Origin of the sequence: Pseudoxanthomonas japonensis, from assembly GCF_043632995.1 — a bacterium.
Lineage (GTDB): Bacteria > Pseudomonadota > Gammaproteobacteria > Xanthomonadales > Xanthomonadaceae > Pseudoxanthomonas_A > Pseudoxanthomonas_A japonensis.
On sequence record NZ_CP171632.1, the window covers coordinates 12924 to 27611 of the forward strand.

At 69.3% G+C, this 14688-nt stretch carries 10 protein-coding genes; 6 read left to right on the forward strand and 4 right to left on the reverse strand.

Features of this window, described 5'->3' with window-relative positions:
• Positions 1–22: 22 nt before the first annotated feature.
• The 3 genes from ACGHX3_RS00065 to cls form a co-directional block, all read right to left on the reverse strand.
• Positions 23–796, reverse strand: a complete 774-nt coding sequence (locus ACGHX3_RS00065; protein ID WP_394695944.1) for a pyridoxine 5'-phosphate synthase — start codon at positions 794–796, stop codon at positions 23–25.
• Positions 793–1056 carry a hypothetical protein gene (locus ACGHX3_RS00070; protein WP_162336175.1) on the reverse strand — a complete coding sequence of 88 codons (264 nt, stop codon included), beginning with the start codon at positions 1054–1056 and terminating at the stop codon, positions 793–795. The genes ACGHX3_RS00065 and ACGHX3_RS00070 overlap by 4 nt, the downstream gene beginning before the upstream one ends.
• A 65-nt stretch (positions 1057–1121) precedes the next feature.
• Positions 1122–2576, reverse strand: coding sequence for a cardiolipin synthase (cls, locus tag ACGHX3_RS00075; protein ID WP_313926969.1), 1455 nt, complete (start codon positions 2574–2576; stop codon positions 1122–1124).
• A gap of 204 nt (positions 2577–2780) precedes the next feature.
• Here cls and ACGHX3_RS00080 point away from each other — a divergent pair, with 204 nt between their 5' ends.
• The 6 genes from ACGHX3_RS00080 to ACGHX3_RS00105 all read left to right on the forward strand — a co-directional run bounded on the left by ACGHX3_RS00080 (position 2781) and on the right by ACGHX3_RS00105 (position 13942).
• Positions 2781–10478, forward strand: coding sequence for a YadA-like family protein (locus ACGHX3_RS00080; protein WP_394695945.1), 7698 nt, complete (start codon positions 2781–2783; stop codon positions 10476–10478).
• A 40-nt stretch (positions 10479–10518) separates the two neighbouring features.
• The gene (locus ACGHX3_RS00085; protein ID WP_394695946.1) at positions 10519–11337 is read left to right on the forward strand and encodes an OmpA family protein; all 819 of its coding nucleotides are present in this window, start codon (positions 10519–10521) and stop codon (positions 11335–11337) included.
• Positions 11324–11800: a DUF4019 domain-containing protein gene (locus tag ACGHX3_RS00090; RefSeq protein WP_394695947.1), complete on the forward strand. Its 477-nt coding sequence runs from the start codon at positions 11324–11326 to the stop codon at positions 11798–11800. Before ACGHX3_RS00085 ends, ACGHX3_RS00090 begins: the two co-directional genes overlap by 14 nt.
• A 4-nt stretch (positions 11801–11804) precedes the next feature.
• The gene (locus ACGHX3_RS00095; RefSeq protein ID WP_213602198.1) at positions 11805–12179 is read left to right on the forward strand and encodes a hypothetical protein; all 375 of its coding nucleotides are present in this window, start codon (positions 11805–11807) and stop codon (positions 12177–12179) included.
• Positions 12180–12230: 51 nt separating this feature from the next.
• Positions 12231–13319 (forward strand): PA0069 family radical SAM protein, encoded by a 1089-nt coding sequence (locus ACGHX3_RS00100; RefSeq protein ID WP_394695948.1) that lies wholly within the window; start codon positions 12231–12233, stop codon positions 13317–13319.
• An 89-nt stretch (positions 13320–13408) separates the two neighbouring features.
• Positions 13409–13942, forward strand: coding sequence for a nucleoside 2-deoxyribosyltransferase (locus ACGHX3_RS00105; RefSeq protein ID WP_394695949.1), 534 nt, complete (start codon positions 13409–13411; stop codon positions 13940–13942).
• A gap of 12 nt (positions 13943–13954) precedes the next feature.
• Here the strand turns inward: ACGHX3_RS00105 and ACGHX3_RS00110 are convergent, their stop codons facing one another.
• Positions 13955–14659: a 2OG-Fe(II) oxygenase gene (locus tag ACGHX3_RS00110; RefSeq protein ID WP_394695950.1), complete on the reverse strand. Its 705-nt coding sequence runs from the start codon at positions 14657–14659 to the stop codon at positions 13955–13957.
• Positions 14660–14688: the final 29 nt, after the last annotated feature.

Sequence of the window (14688 nt, forward strand, 5' to 3'; positions counted from 1 at the left end):
GGGCCCGGGACGACCGGTCAGGTCAGTCCCGGCGCCCGGAGGCGGGCCGGCCGTCCAAGATGCCGAGGTACCGGCGAACGGTGGTGTCCAGTCCGGCGTACAGGGCTTCGCCGATGAGTGCATGGCCGATCGAAACTTCCAGCACGTCGGGCACGTTGGCGAGGAACTCCGCCAGGTTGTCCTGGCTAAGATCGTGGCCGGCGTTCACCCCGAGGCCAAGTGCCTGGGCTTCGCGCGCCGTCCGGCGGCATAGCGCCAGCGCGTCGCCCGCGTCTCCGGCCAATGCCGCGTCGGCGAACGGGCCGGTGTAGATCTCGATACGGTCGGCACCGATGTGCGCGGCCTGCTCCAGTCCCGTGCATCCGGCATCGACGAACAGGCTGACGCGGCACCCCAGCGCCTTGAGCTCCGCCACCAGCGGGCGCAGGCGCTCGGTATCGCGGGAGAAATCGAAGCCATGGTCGGAGGTGATCTGGCCGTCCCCATCGGGCACCAGCGTGGCCTGTGCCGGGCGAACCTCGTCGCAGAGCGCCAGGAAGCCGGGATATCCCGCACGGGGCGGCGCGAAAGGATTGCCTTCGACATTGAGTTCGACGCCCTGGGCGCGCGTCAGCGAGGACAACGCACGCACGTCGTCGGGCCTGATGTGCCGGAGATCCGGTCGCGGGTGCACCGTGATGCCATGCGCACCCGCGGACAGGCAGGCGCGTGCCGCGCGCACCACGTCCGGCTCGGTGCCACCGCGGGAATTCCTCAGCACCGCGATCTTGTTGACGTTGACGCTGAGCAGGGTCACGGAGCCGGCGGCTCCGTCGGTGGCGGCGTCGCGGTGCGACGTGCTTCGGCCAGCTCGCGCAGGCGCCTGAGTTCGGCGGGGTCGATCATCATCGAGGGATCGCGGCTGGTTTCGCCCAGGCGGCGCGCGTGCCGCCCCATGATCCAGGCGACGAACAGGCCCAGCGACGCCAGCAGCAGCAGCACCATCAACGGCATCGACGTCGTGCGCAGCGCCATGAACAGGCAGCCGATCGCCATCAACAGGAAAAGCCAGTGCATCGTCCACCCTCCGGGCCTGGTGGGCGCATCTTACCGCTTCCGTCCGGGCTCAAGCTGGCGGCGCTTCACAGCAGCGGCGACATCAGCCGCGCCAACGCTTCGGGCAGACGGTGGCGCCAGAGCGAGCGGTGCCGCTGGAGCCGGACGGGTTCGCTGGCGGCGATCTCGCTCTCCAGCCACTGCGCCAGCGTGCCGGCGACACCGCGATCGCGGAACATCATGGAGATCTCGAAGTTCAACCGGAAGCTGCGGTGGTCGAAGTTGGCGCTGCCGATGATGGCCAGCGCGTCGTCGCACAGCAGCGCCTTGCTGTGCATCATCCGCGGTCCGTACTCGTACACCTTCACGCCTGCCGCCAGCAGCTCTTCGAAGTAGGAGCGGGCCGCCAGCGTGACCAGGCGGGAGTCGCTCACCTTGGGCACCACCAGGCGCACGTCGAGCCCGCCGAGCGCCGCCGACGTCAACGCCATCCGCGCCGCTTCGCCAGGCACGAAGTACGGCGTCACCAGCCATACGCGTTGCCGCGCCTCGTGGATCGCGGCGACCTTCGCGCGATGGATCGGCTCCCAGGCGGAGTCCGGTCCCGAGACCAGCGCCTGCACGGCGATGCCGCCCCGCACGTTCGCATCGCTCGCACTCCACAGGCGCGTGCCGTGGAAATCCTTGCGCTGCTGTCCGGTTGCGTAGACCCAGTCCTCGACGAACACCTGCTGGATGCTGCGCACGATCTCGCCTTCCAGGCGCAGGTGCAGGTCGCGATAGGCGTCGTCGCGCAGCGATTCGTCCTCGTCGTCGGTAACGTTGATGCCGCCGGTGAAGGCGATGCGCCCGTCGACCACGACGATCTTGCGATGCGTGCGCAGGTTCAGCCATGGCCGGGTGAAGGGCCGGAATCGCGTCGGATGGAACCAGGCGTGCTCGCCACCCGCCTCGATCAATGCGCGCAGTGCGCGGCTCTTCAGGCGGTTCGAACCGACGGCATCCAGCAGCAGGCGGACCTTGACGCCCTCGCGCGCTTTCCGTGTGAGCGCTTCGAGAATGCGCTGGCCGGTGCGGTCGCCGTTGAAGATGTAGTACTCGAGGTGGATGTGGTTTTCCGCGGCGGCGATGGCGTCCAGGATGGCCTGGTACGTGGCGCAGCCGTCCACCAGTTGCTGCACGGAGGTCGCCGTGGAGGGCGGGAGTCCCGTCGTCTTCTGCGCCAGCATCGGCAACTCGGCGCTGTTGCCGTCGGCCGGCGCGAACACCTCGTAGCTCTCCACGCCCTCGCGTGAGCGCGTGCGCCTCAACTGGTGCCGCTTGATGCGCTGCGGACCGAGCAGGAAATAGATCAGGTAGCCGACATAGGGCAGCAGTGCCAGCGACAGCAACCAGCTGAGCGTGGCGACCGGCTCGCGCTTCTGCAGGACGATCCAGGCGCACAGCGGTACCAGGTACAGCAGCCAGGCCAGGGTGATCCACCAGCCAAGGTGGGGAAGCGAGGACCAGGCCTCGCGCAGCGCGTTGAGGAATTCCGACATGTGCGGATTCTAGTGGCCGGCCCCTGCCGTCGCGTCGGGTGCCCGTTGCACCGGCCTGAGTGGAGGGAGGGGGTCCTGCCCAGCCCCCGATGTCCTGTGCCCCGCGCTTGTCACGAATACGATCAAAAACAGGCGTTTTACGAGACATCCATCACATATTTCCGCGTGTCGGCACGACGCGGAGATGCAAGCAAGGGGGAATGCATGAACAGGATCTTTCGCAAGGTCTGGCGTCCGACGCTGGGCCAGTGGGTGGTGGCGTCCGAGTTCGCCAAGCGGCCAGGAGGCGTGGGCCCGGTCCGCATGGCGTTGGCGGGAGACCGCACGCACGTCAATGCCGTCGCCGCCGCGGTGCTGCTGGCGCTTGGCGCCTGTCCGGACCGCGCGCTGGCGCTGGATGCCGTGTGTCGGGATCCGGCGACCGGCGTCGCTGTCGGCAATGCCGGTGCGGCGGGCGACCAGGTCGCGTGTGGCCAGGGCGCGGTGGCGGGGGGCACGAGCGCGGTCGCGATCGGCATCGACGTGCTCGCGGGCACCTCATCGTCCGTGGCGATCGGCGACCGCGCCCAGGCCACCGGCTTGAGCGCCACCGCCATCGGCCTGCAGGCCGTGGCGACCGGCCGCTACAGCGTGGCGCTGGGCGCCGGCGCCGATGCCCTGGGCGAGCTGGCCTACGCCATGGGCAACGAGGCGCGCGCGAATGCGCGCGATGTCGCCATCGGCGCCGGTGCGCTGTCCTCGTCGAGCGGCAGCGCGAACGGCTCGGTGGAATCGGTCGCGATCGGCTCGCAAGCGGGCATGAATGCCACCAACGTCGCACGCTCCACCTTCGTAGGTGCCAATGCGGGCGCCACGAGCGTTGGCGTGGAGAATACCTATGTCGGTTACCAGGCCGGCGCCGAAACCAACGGCACCCGCAACGCCTATGCCGGCTACAACGCGGGTCTGACGAGCCAGGGCAGCTTCAACGTTGCCGCTGGCAACTACGCCTTTGCGGCGGCCAACGGCAGTTTCAACGTAGCCCAGGGCGCAGGCGCGGGCGCGCTCGTGACGGGCAGCCACAACGTGGCCATCGGCGACCATGCCGGAACGCGGGCGCAGCTCGATGCCAACGGCAATCCGGTCGGGATGACGGCGTCGTCCTACAGCCATTCGGTCAACATCGGCAGCAACACGCAAGCGCTGGCCGACGAGGCGGTGGCGATCGGCCGCGCCAGCACCGTCGCCTCGCAGCAGGGCACGGCCGTAGGCGCCTCCAGCCAGGCGGCCGGTCTCGCCGGCACGGCGTTGGGCTTCGGCAGCAGTGCGGCGGGGACATACAGCGTCGCCGTCGGCGACAGCACGGCCGGTGCCGCCAACAGCGTCGCCGTGGGCCGCAACGCATCGGCTTCGGCCACCGACGCCACCGCGATCGGTGGCGCCGATGCACCGGCCGACGCGGCGCGCGCGCAAGGTGTGCGCTCCACCGCGCTGGGCTGGGGCGCCACGGCGGCCGCAACCGGCAGCATCTCGGTGGGCGACAGCAGCGCGAATACGCAGAACACCATCGCGATCGGCACGGGCGCCACGGCCACCGGGACCGGCGCCATCGAAGGCGCGGTGGCGATCGGCTACAACGCCCGTGCCACGCAGTACCTGAGTCTCGCCCTCGGCACGCGATCCACCGCGTCCAACTACTGGGCCATCGCCATCGGCGACCTGTCGACGGCCTCGGGCTCCGACAGCCTGGCCGTGGGCAGCAGTGCGCTGGCCTCCGGCGCGGCCTCGACCGCCGTCGGTGTGCTGGCTACCGCGGCGGAGGAAAGCGCGGTGGCGATCGGTGGGGGTTCGCGCGCGATCGGCGAGCAATCCATCGCCATCGGCGGCGGCGACTACGCCACCACGAGCATGAGTGATGGCGCGAGCGCGAGTGGCGACCGCGCCATTTCGATCGGCTATCGCGCCATCGCGAGCGTCGACGACGGCGTGGCATTGGGCAGCCGCTCCGTGGCCACTACGGCGGCGGGCATCGCGGGCTACGATCCGCGTACCGGCCTGGCTTCGGACGACACATCCGCCACCTGGACCAGCACGCTGGCGGCGGTCAGCGTGGGTGGCGCCGGCCAGACCCGCCAGATCACAAATGTTGCCGCCGGCACGCAAGGCACCGACGCGGTCAACGTGGCGCAGCTGCAGGCGGCGCAGACGCACTACTACAGCGTCAACGACGGCGGCGTGGTGGGTGGCAATTACAACAACGACGGTGCGACGGGTGCGAATGCCATGGCGGCGGGTGTGGGTGCACAGGCGACGCTCGCAGGCGCGACTGCGTTGGGCTACAACGCCACGGCGTCGGGCTTCTGGAGTGTTGCGGTCGGACAGGACAGCACGGCCAATTTCATTGGCGACATTGCCATCGGTCACGCAGCATGGGCCGCCGGAGGCGGCGCTGGGAACTTGGGCGCGGTCGCGATTGGCAATGCCGCCCGTGCAAGTGGCAACGGCAACATCGCCATCGGCCAGCAGAGCGCCTCGACCGGTGCCCATGGCATCGCTATCGGCGAACTCGCCAGCTCTGCCCAGAACCGCTCGCTGGCGTTCGGCAACAGTGCTTCCGCCGACGGAATCGATGCTGTTGCCATTGGTACCTCGGCCGTGGCGACGGGCCAGAGTACGATCGCGATCCGTGGTCAAGCCACGGCGCAGGCTGCGGTTGCCATTGGCGGCCAAGCAACGGCGATCAATGCCGTGACCGTCGGCGGCGTGGCGAATCAGGCAGCGGCCACCGCGCTGGGTAGGAACTCGCGTGCGACAGGCGTCAATGCCATCGCCGTGGGTGGTGCGGCCGTCGTTGCCGATGCCGCGACAGCTTCAGGCGCGCGTTCGACGGCACTGGGCTATGGAAGTGCGGCTAGCGGTACGGACGCTATTGCCATCGGCAACGGTACAGCCAGTGCTGCCGATGCGGTTGCTTTGGGCAACGGGGCGGAATCCACTCACGCCGGCAGCGTGGCACTGGGCGCAAACAGTATTGCCGATGGCAGCACGCTGGCCGACGCGGCCTACTCGCCCACGGGCGACCTGGCGGATATTGCCGGCGTGACGCCTGTCGGCGAAGTTTCGGTGGGGTCTGCAGGCCACGAACGTCGGATCACCAATGTCGCGGCAGGCGCGAACGCCACCGATGCGGTGAACGTGTCGCAGCTGCAGGCGGCGCAGACGCACTACTACAGCGTCAACGACGATGGCGTGGTGGGTGGCAACTACAACAACGACGGTGCCACCGGCATCAATGCGCTGGCCGCAGGCGTTGACGCCAGTGCCTCGGGCGCACGCAGCGTCGCGATCGGCTACAACGCCATGGCGACGGGGGTCGGGACGGCCGCGATCGGTAACGGGGCCGGCAGGGGTTCGACGGGAACGCACAACGCGCTATTTGGCGAGGATGCCGGCGCGCAATCCACGGGCAACCAGAACGCCTATGTCGGGTTTGGCGCGGGTGCATTCGCAGGGGGCGACAACAACGCCACGCTGGGCGCTGGTGCGGGTTCGGCAACCCAGGGCAATGCCAATGTGGCCGTCGGCTACCTGGCAGGGGGCGTCACGACGGGCCATGCGAACGTGGCCACCGGCAGCGGTGCAGGCTATTACACGACGGGTGACTACAACGTCGCCTCGGGCGCGTCCGCGGGCGCGGGAACCACGGGCAACGACAACGTGGCCATTGGTCGTGCCGCGGGCACCGGCTACTTCATGGATCCTGATACGGGCGAGATCGTCGATCGCGATGGCAATCCTGTTGCCGGATCGCCGGTGGCGCGCAACCAGACCGTGGCCATCGGCAACTGGGCGGTCGTCGGCGCCGATGACGCGGTCGCGGTGGGCGCGGAGGCGCAGGCCCTGGCAGGACGCAGTGTCGCCATGGGCACCGGGGCGATCGTGTCTGCCGAAGACAGCGTGGCACTGGGCGCGAACAGTATGGCCGATGGCAGCACGCTGGCCGAAGCGGCCTACTCGCCCACGGGCAACGCGGCGGACATTGCCGGCGTGACGCCGATCGGCGAAGTCTCCGTGGGGTCTTCAGGCAGCGAACGCCGGATCACCAATGTCGCGGCAGGTGCGAACGCCACCGATGCGGTCAACGTGTCGCAGCTGCAGGCGGCGCAGGCGCACTACTACAGCGTCAACGACAACGGCGTGGTCGGTGGAAACTACGCCAACGATGGTGCCACCGGCACAAACGCGCTGGCGGCAGGCGTCAACGCCGCGGCATCCAGCGCCAACGGCCTGGCCATGGGCGCTGGTGCACAGGCCACCAACGGATCGGGCAATGTCGCCCTCGGCAATGGTGCACTGAGTTCGGCAACGGCCTCGGGTGTCGGCGATGCGATTGCTATCGGCACCAGTGCCCGCAGTACGCGCGAAGGCGCGGTCGCACTGGGCCGTGAATCCAGCGCTGTGGGCGTGCAGAGCATCGCGCTGGGTGATGGTGCCATTGCCGGAGGGTCTGGTGCGGCAGGGGGCGGCAATGCGATCGCCATCGGCACCGATGCGTCGGCCGTCGAAGCGAATGCCATCGCGCTGGGACGGGGGGCGAGCGTGGGCGCAGGCGTGATCGACGGCGCTGCGTTCGGACGCAACGCGGTGGTCACTGCAAATACCGGCGTGGCCCTGGGCTATGGTTCGAGGGCGACCGTCGCCGCCGGCGTGGCCGGTTACGATCCCGCCACCGGAGCCGCTTCCACGGCCTCCACGCCCACCTGGCGGAGCACGCTGGGTGCGGTCAGCGTGGGCAACGGCACCAGCGCGACGCGCCAGATCACGGGTGTGGCCGCCGGCGCGGCGCCCACCGATGCGGTGAACGTGGCGCAGTTGACCGCCGTGCAGGGGTTGGCGACTGCCGGCTGGAACGTGACCGATGCCGACGGCAACGCGGCGAACATCGGCCCGAACGGAACGGTGACGTTCCAGGGCGATGCCAACCTGGCAGTGACGCAGGCCGGCGCAGACGATGACGGCGTGGTGGACATCACGCTCAACCGCGATCTCGATGTCGACAGCGTGACCGCCGGCGACAGCACGCTCGATACCGACGGCCTGACCGTCGATGACGGCGCGGGCAACGTGAGCACGGTGGGCGCGGGCACGATCGGCGTGACCGATGCGAACGGCACGACGGCCATCGGCGGCAATGCGATCTCGGTGGGCGGCGCGAACCCGATCGTGATCAGCGGCGACACCGGCACCATCGGCGGCCTGACCAACACGACGTGGGATCCGGACAACTTCACCAGCGGCCAGGCGGCGACCGAAGACCAGCTTGCCCTGGTAGGCAGCGCCGCCAACGCCGGCTGGAACGCGACCGACGCTGCCGGCAACACGGCCAACATCGGCCCTAACGGGACGGTGACGTTCGAAAGCGGCAACGCGAACATCGCGGTGTCGCAGACGGGCGTGGACGACGACGGCGTGGTGGATATCACGCTGAGCAATACCCTGGACCTGACCGCGGCCGGCAGCGTGACCATCGGCGATACCACGATGAACGGTGCGGGCGTGGCGGTGGGTACGACCGTGACCCTGGGCAACGCCGGCCTCAGCGTGATCGGCGGCACGACAACGACTGTGGTCAATGGCGATGGACTCACCAGTGGCTCGGTCGTCGTGAGCGGCGTAAGCAATGACGTCACCGGTCTGTCGAACACCACGCTGACCGACCCGACCTTCGCCACCGCGGGACGCGCAGCGACGGAAGAGCAGCTGCAACGGGTCGATCAGGTGGCCAACGCCGGCTGGAATGCGACCGACGCTGCCGGCAGCACGGCCAACATCGGCCCCGGCGGCACGGTGCGGTTCCAGGGCGACGCAAACCTCGCCGTGTCCCAGACCGGCGCCGACGATGACGGTGTCGTCGACATCACGCTCAACCGCGACCTTGACGTGGACAGCGTGACGGCCGGCAGCACGGTGGTCGACGACAGTGGCCTGACCATCACGGGTGGACCCAGCGTGACCACCGCCGGCATCGATGCCGGCGGCACGGTCATCACCAACGTGGCGGCCGGCGTGGCGGCGACCGACGCGGTCAATGTCAGCCAGCTGACGGCGGTGGAAACGGCCGCCAACGCCGGCTGGAACGCCACCGACGCCGCCGGCAACACGGCCAACATCGGCCCGGACGGACGGGTTCGTTTCGAAAGCGGCAACGCGAACATCGCGGTGTCGCAGACGGGCGTGGACGACGACGGCGTGGTGGACGTCACCCTGAGCGACACGCTGGACCTGAGCGCCAGCGGCAGCGTCACCACCGGCCAGACGGTGCTGAACAATGCGGGCGTCACCGTGGGCACCAACGTGGCCCTCGGCAGTGGTGGCCTGACCGTCATCGGCGGTACCACGACCACCGTCTTGTCCGGCAGCGGGTTGACCAGCGGCAACGTGGTGTTGAGTGGTACCAGCAACACCCTGGCCGGGCTGTCGAACAGGACGCTGTTCGATCCGACCTTCGCCACGGCGGGGCGCGCCGCAACGGAAGAGCAGTTGCGCCAGGTGCGCAACGAGATCACCAGCGGGTTCACGCCACCGACGCGCTACTACGGCGTCAATTCGCTGGGCGGCGGCAACCAGCTGGGCGAGGGCGCCACCGGCGAAGACGCGATGGCGCTGGGCAAGGATGCCGCCTCCGACGGCCAGGACGCGGTCGCGATGGGCCGTGGCGCACGCGCGACCGAGGACGACAGCATGGCGCTCGGTGCCGGCTCCCAGGCCCTCTCGCTGAATGCGCTCGCCCTCGGCGCGGGCGCAGTGGCCTCGCACGAGAACAGCATCGCGCTGGGGGCCGGGTCGGCGACCACGGTCGGTGCGCGCGCCGACTACCAGGGTGCCTATGTCGGCAGCAGCAGCTCCAGCGGCGAGATGAACATCGGCGGGCGCCAGCTCACCGGGGTCGCTGCGGGCTCCGCCGCGACCGACGCAGTGAACGTCAGCCAGCTGCAGGGCGGCGTCACCCATGCGATCAACGAGGCGAATGCCTACACCGACGCCCGCATTGCCACCATCGAAGGCGACCTGGTCGACATCCGCGGCGACATCACGGACATCCAGGGCGACATCGTGCGCATCGAGGGCGACATCACCAACCTGGACACGCGCGTGGGCGATGTCGAAGGCAGCGTGGCCAATCTCACCACCACGGTGAACCAGTTCGACAACCGGGTGACGAACCTCGAACGCGGCGGCAGCGGTCCATTCCGGATCACGCAGGGGGAAACCTACGTGGCGCCTGCGCCGACCGGTGCGAACGCCAGCGCGGGCGGCAATGGCGCGGTGGCCAGCGGCGACAACAGCACGGCGGTCGGCAACCAGTCGGTGGCCAGCGGCGACAACAGCACGGCGATCGGGCAGGGCGCCGTCGCCAGCCACGACAACAGCGTCGCGCTCGGCCGCGGCTCGGCCACCACGGTGGGCGCACAGCGCGGTTACAACGCCGCCTACGTGGGCACCAGCACGTCCACCGGCGAGGTGAACCTCGGTGGCCGCACGATCAGCGGCGTGGCGCCCGGCATCGCCGGTACCGATGCGGTGAACGTCAACCAGCTCGATGCCGGCGTGGACTACGCGATCAACCAGGCCAACGCCTACACGGACGACCGCTTCACGCGGTTCGACGGCGACATGTGGAACCTCGAACGCGGCTATCGCGGCGGCACCGCATCGGCGATGGCGATGGCCGGCCTGCCGCAGGCCTACCTGCCCGGCAAGAGCATGCTGTCGGTCGCGTTCGGTGGTTACCAGGGCGAATACGGCATGGCGTTCGGCCTGTCGACGATCACCGACAACGGTCGCTGGGTCTACAAGGCACAGGCCACCGGCAACACCACGCGCGACTGGGGTTTCTCGGTCGGCGCCGGCCTGCAGTGGTGATCGCATGACCCGCCTCTTCCGCTCTTCAAGGAGTCCGCTGATGTTCCTGTCGTCCAAGCGCTGGCCCGGGGTGTCGCTGTGGATCGCCTGCGCCGCGGGGCTGGCGCTGAGCGCGTGCGGCACGCGCCATGTCAGCCGCGACCTTTCGCCTGCAGGCACTGCGGGCGAGATCGTGTTTCCCGATCCGGCCGACGTGCTGCTCGATGACGGGACGTTCCCCAACCGCGACAACCTGCGCGCCATCGGTGCCGGGGTCACCAAGCCGCAGTTGTACGATCTGCTGGGGCGTCCGCACTTCCGCGAGGGCCTGCGTGCGCGCGAGTGGGACTACCTGTTCCACTTCCGCACGGCGCAGGGCGTGACCACCTGCCAGTACAAGGTCGTGTTCGACCGCGACTACACGGGGCGAAGCTTCCACTGGTCGCCCGCCGCATGCGCCGCGCTGCTGGACGTACCTGCCGCCGCGCCGGCGGCAGCGACCAGCCGGTTCGAACTGTCGGGCGATGCGCTGTTCGCCTTCGACCGCCACGCCGTCGAAGACCTGCTGCCCGGCGGGCGCGAGCAGATCGCGGCGATCGCTGCTGAGCTGAACGACAGCGATGTCGCATCGGTGCAGGTGATCGGACATACCGACCTGCTCGGCAGCGACGCCTACAACCGCACGCTCTCCCAGCAGCGCGCGCTGTCGGTGCGCCGCCTGCTGATCGAACAGGGCATCGCGCCGGCCATGGTCACCGCGCTGGGCGCAGGCATGTCGCAACCGCTGAAGACCTGCGACACCGCGCTTCCGCTGCCTGCCAGGATCGCCTGCGAGCAACCCAACCGGCGCGTGGAGGTACTGGCCCATGGCACGCGTTGAGCGCTTCGGGGCATGCTTGATCGCCGTGCTGCTGGCGACGGTGCCGGTCGGTGTCACCCGTGCGCAGTCGCCATCCCCGTCGGCGACCCCGGCGACTGCCGCACGCGTGCTCGCGCCCGGCGCGGCACTCGATGCCGCCGTCCAGGCCGCCACGCTGGTCGACGCCGGTCGGGCCGGTGAGCTGTGGGACGGCGCGTCGCCGGTCGCCAAGCGTGCCGTCACGCGCGAGGCCTTCATCGCGGGCATCGCGGCCGCGCGCCAGCGACACGGCACGCTGGCCGACCGCCAGTGGCTGTCGGTGAGCCGCCAGTTCCACGATGGCAAGCGGGGCGCCCCCGCAGGCCACTACGTCAGCGTCGAACTGCTCGCACGGGCCGGCGGCGGCCGGTCGGTACGCGAACTGGTATCGCTGCGCATGGACGAGGACGGCACTGCGCGCCTGAGCGGCTATGTGGTGGAGTGACGGCATGTCGGCCCGGCATCGCGCCCTGTTCGCCTCCGCCGCGTTGCTCGCCCTCGTCGTCGGGCGGCCGGCCTGGGCGCAGAACACGGTGGATGCTGCGTCCTCCCCGGGAGCCTCGCTGTACGCGGTCAATGCCGCCGCGCTGGCCACGGCCATGACCTACTGCATGAGGGTGCACGGACCGCTGCGCGTCGGTTCGCGCGGCGAGACCTGCTTCCGCGAGGCGCGCAACCTGCTGGCGCGCTACGGCCTGAAGGAGCGCGCGGCGCGTATCGATGGCAGCTGCACCGATCGCACGCAGTTCAACACCTGCATCACCCCGGAAATCGGCCGGCTGGTGATGGAACTGAACGCCCACTTCGACGAACGCCGCCCGTAGGCGGGTGCGGGGATCTCCAGCGCTGCGACGCCGCCGTCGTAAGGTGCGCCGATGCGCGCACCGAAACATCCGGGCATCAAGGGACGAGGCTCCACCGGCTACCTGCCGGGCCGGTTCGCCGTGACCACGCCGGAGGCCATCGACGATGGCTGGCACGAGGCCGACACCGAGGGCGACGTCGCGTCCGCGCCACACACCCGGGTGATCGAGGAAGTCGCGCGCAGCATCATCACCCGCAACCAGTCGTCGGACATCCCGTTCGACCAGTCGCTCAACCCTTACCGCGGCTGCGAGCACGGGTGCAGTTACTGCTTCGCACGCCCCTCGCACGCCTACCTCGACCTGTCGCCAGGCCTCGATTTCGAGACGAAGATCTTCGCCAAGACCAACGCGCCAGACGTACTGCGGCGCGAACTGGCGAAATCCGGCTATCGCGTCAGTCCGATCTCACTGGGCATCAACACCGACGCGTACCAGCCGACGGAGCGGAAGCTTCAGCTGACCCGCCGCATCATCGAGGTGCTGGCGGAGGCGAAGCATCCGTTCTCGCTGATCACCAAGAACGCCCTGATCGAACGCGACCTCGACCTGTTGGCGCCGATGGCGCGCGAACGGCTGGTGCATGTGTACTTTTCCATCACCACGCTCGACAACACGCTCTCGTCGCGGCTGGAGCCGCGCGCATCGGCGCCGCACAGCCGCCTGCGCGCGGTGAAGCGGCTCAGCGAGGCGGGCGTGCCGGTGGGCGTGATGTTCGCGCCGGTGATTCCCTGGGTGAACGACCATGAGCTGGAAGCCGTCCTCGAAGCGGCACGCGAGTCCGGCGCGACCGCCGCCGGCTACGTGCTGCTGCGCCTGCCGCACGAAGTCGCGCCGCTGTTTCGCGACTGGCTGCAGACCCACGTGCCGGATCGCGCGACGCACGTGATGAGCACGGTCCAGCAGCTGCGTGGTGGCAAGGATTACGACAGCCGCTTCGGCACGCGGCTGCGCGGCGAGGGCGTGTATGCGGACCTGCTGGCGCGGCGCTTCGCGCTGGCATCGAAGCGATACGGATTCGAAGGGCGCCGGCATCCGCCGTTCGACCTCACGCGCTTCGTGCCGCCGCGCGCGCCCTCGCCACAGGGCGAACTGTTCTGACGCCGCGTCGTCGCGCTGCGACGATCGGTCACATCGAAGCGGGCGCACGCACGCCGACAATGCAGGCTTCGCCTGTTGCGTGCGCATCGATGATCCAGTCGCTTTACCTGGCCGGTCCCGACATCTTCCGTCCCGATGCGGTGGCGCATGGCGATCGACTCAAGGTGCTGTGCGCGCGCTACGGCTTCGAGGGATTGTTTCCCCTGGATGCCCAGGTCGCGGGCCACGCCACCGGCGATCCGCTGGACACCGCGCGCTGGATCTACCGCGCCGACCTCGGGTTGCTGGAGGCCGCCGATGCGGTGCTGGCGAATCTGGATTTCTTCCGTGGCGCCGAACCGGACAGCGGCACCTGTTTCGAAGTCGGCTACGCGATCGCGCGTGGCAAGCCCGTCTACGGGTACGTACCCGAGGCCGGCAGCCTGGCCGAGCGCATCCGCCAGCGCTGTCCGCAGTATCTCGGAAGGGCGGCCGGCACCGATGCCGGTGGATGGGAGCTGGAGGAGTTCGGCCTGCCGCTCAACCTGATGCTGGCCGTGCCCTGCGTGATGGTGGTGGGCGACGCCGAGGCCGCGCTGCAACGCCTGCGCGCGGATCTCGATGCGCGCCGGTCGACGGCCTGACGGTCGGATCGCTCAGCCGTTTCCGTACAGCCGTTCGGCCCGCTGGAACAGTACCCAGCTGGTCGCGATGTACTTGTCGCCGTGCAGCGGTCGATTGCCGCGGTGCGTGTGGGTGAACGCCGTCGGCGCGATCAGCAGGCTGCCGGTGCGCGGCACGATCTTGCGCTGCTGGTGGAAGAACTCGGTTTCGCCGGCGCCGAAACCGTCGTTGAGGTAGATCGTCCACAGCACGTGCCGGTGCAGCGTCTCCGCATCGGCCGCCTTCGGGAACAGCTCGCAGTGCCAGTACGGATAGCCGCCTTCGCCGGCGGCGTAGCGCTGCAGGTTGATCTTGCCCGGCACGAACACCTTCATCACCAGCTTCATCAGCGCGGCTTCGTCCATGTTCGCCACATCGTCGTAGCGCAACCGGCGCAGCGTGCCGTCGGCATCCGGCTGTTGCAGCATCAACGGGGCGATCAGGCTGAAGGGATACGTGCGCAGGTACTGCTGCAGGCCGGCCAGCACGGCCAGGTTGAGGCGCTGTTCCACGTCGCGCCAGTCGGCCTGCTCACTGATGCTGATGTCGCGGCTGTGCTTGAGCTCGGGATAGTGGCCGCCGCCGACGCGCCCGGGCTGATCCTGCCCGCTGGCATCGAAGCGCGCCACGATGGCGCGGCAGGTGTCCGCGTCCAGCGCGTCGGGGTAGACCTCGATGAAGTCGGAACGGACATCCATGGCTGGATTCTAGCCGCGATGCGAAGCGG

Excerpts from the sequence above, each read along its gene's own strand:
- ACGHX3_RS00105 (WP_394695949.1), top strand. The coding sequence starts at position 13,409 with ATGATCCAGTCGCTTTACCTGGCCGGTCCCGACATCTTCCGTCCCGAT.
- ACGHX3_RS00100 (WP_394695948.1), top strand. The coding sequence starts at position 12,231 with ATGCGCGCACCGAAACATCCGGGCATCAAGGGACGAGGCTCCACCGGC.
- ACGHX3_RS00110 (WP_394695950.1), bottom strand. The coding sequence starts at position 14,659 with ATGGATGTCCGTTCCGACTTCATCGAGGTCTACCCCGACGCGCTGGAC.
- cls (WP_313926969.1), bottom strand. The coding sequence starts at position 2,576 with ATGTCGGAATTCCTCAACGCGCTGCGCGAGGCCTGGTCCTCGCTTCCC.
- ACGHX3_RS00090 (WP_394695947.1), top strand. The coding sequence starts at position 11,324 with ATGGCACGCGTTGAGCGCTTCGGGGCATGCTTGATCGCCGTGCTGCTG.
- ACGHX3_RS00085 (WP_394695946.1), top strand. The coding sequence starts at position 10,519 with ATGTTCCTGTCGTCCAAGCGCTGGCCCGGGGTGTCGCTGTGGATCGCC.
- ACGHX3_RS00070 (WP_162336175.1), bottom strand. The coding sequence starts at position 1,056 with ATGCACTGGCTTTTCCTGTTGATGGCGATCGGCTGCCTGTTCATGGCG.
- ACGHX3_RS00095 (WP_213602198.1), top strand. The coding sequence starts at position 11,805 with ATGTCGGCCCGGCATCGCGCCCTGTTCGCCTCCGCCGCGTTGCTCGCC.
- ACGHX3_RS00080 (WP_394695945.1), top strand. The coding sequence starts at position 2,781 with ATGAACAGGATCTTTCGCAAGGTCTGGCGTCCGACGCTGGGCCAGTGG.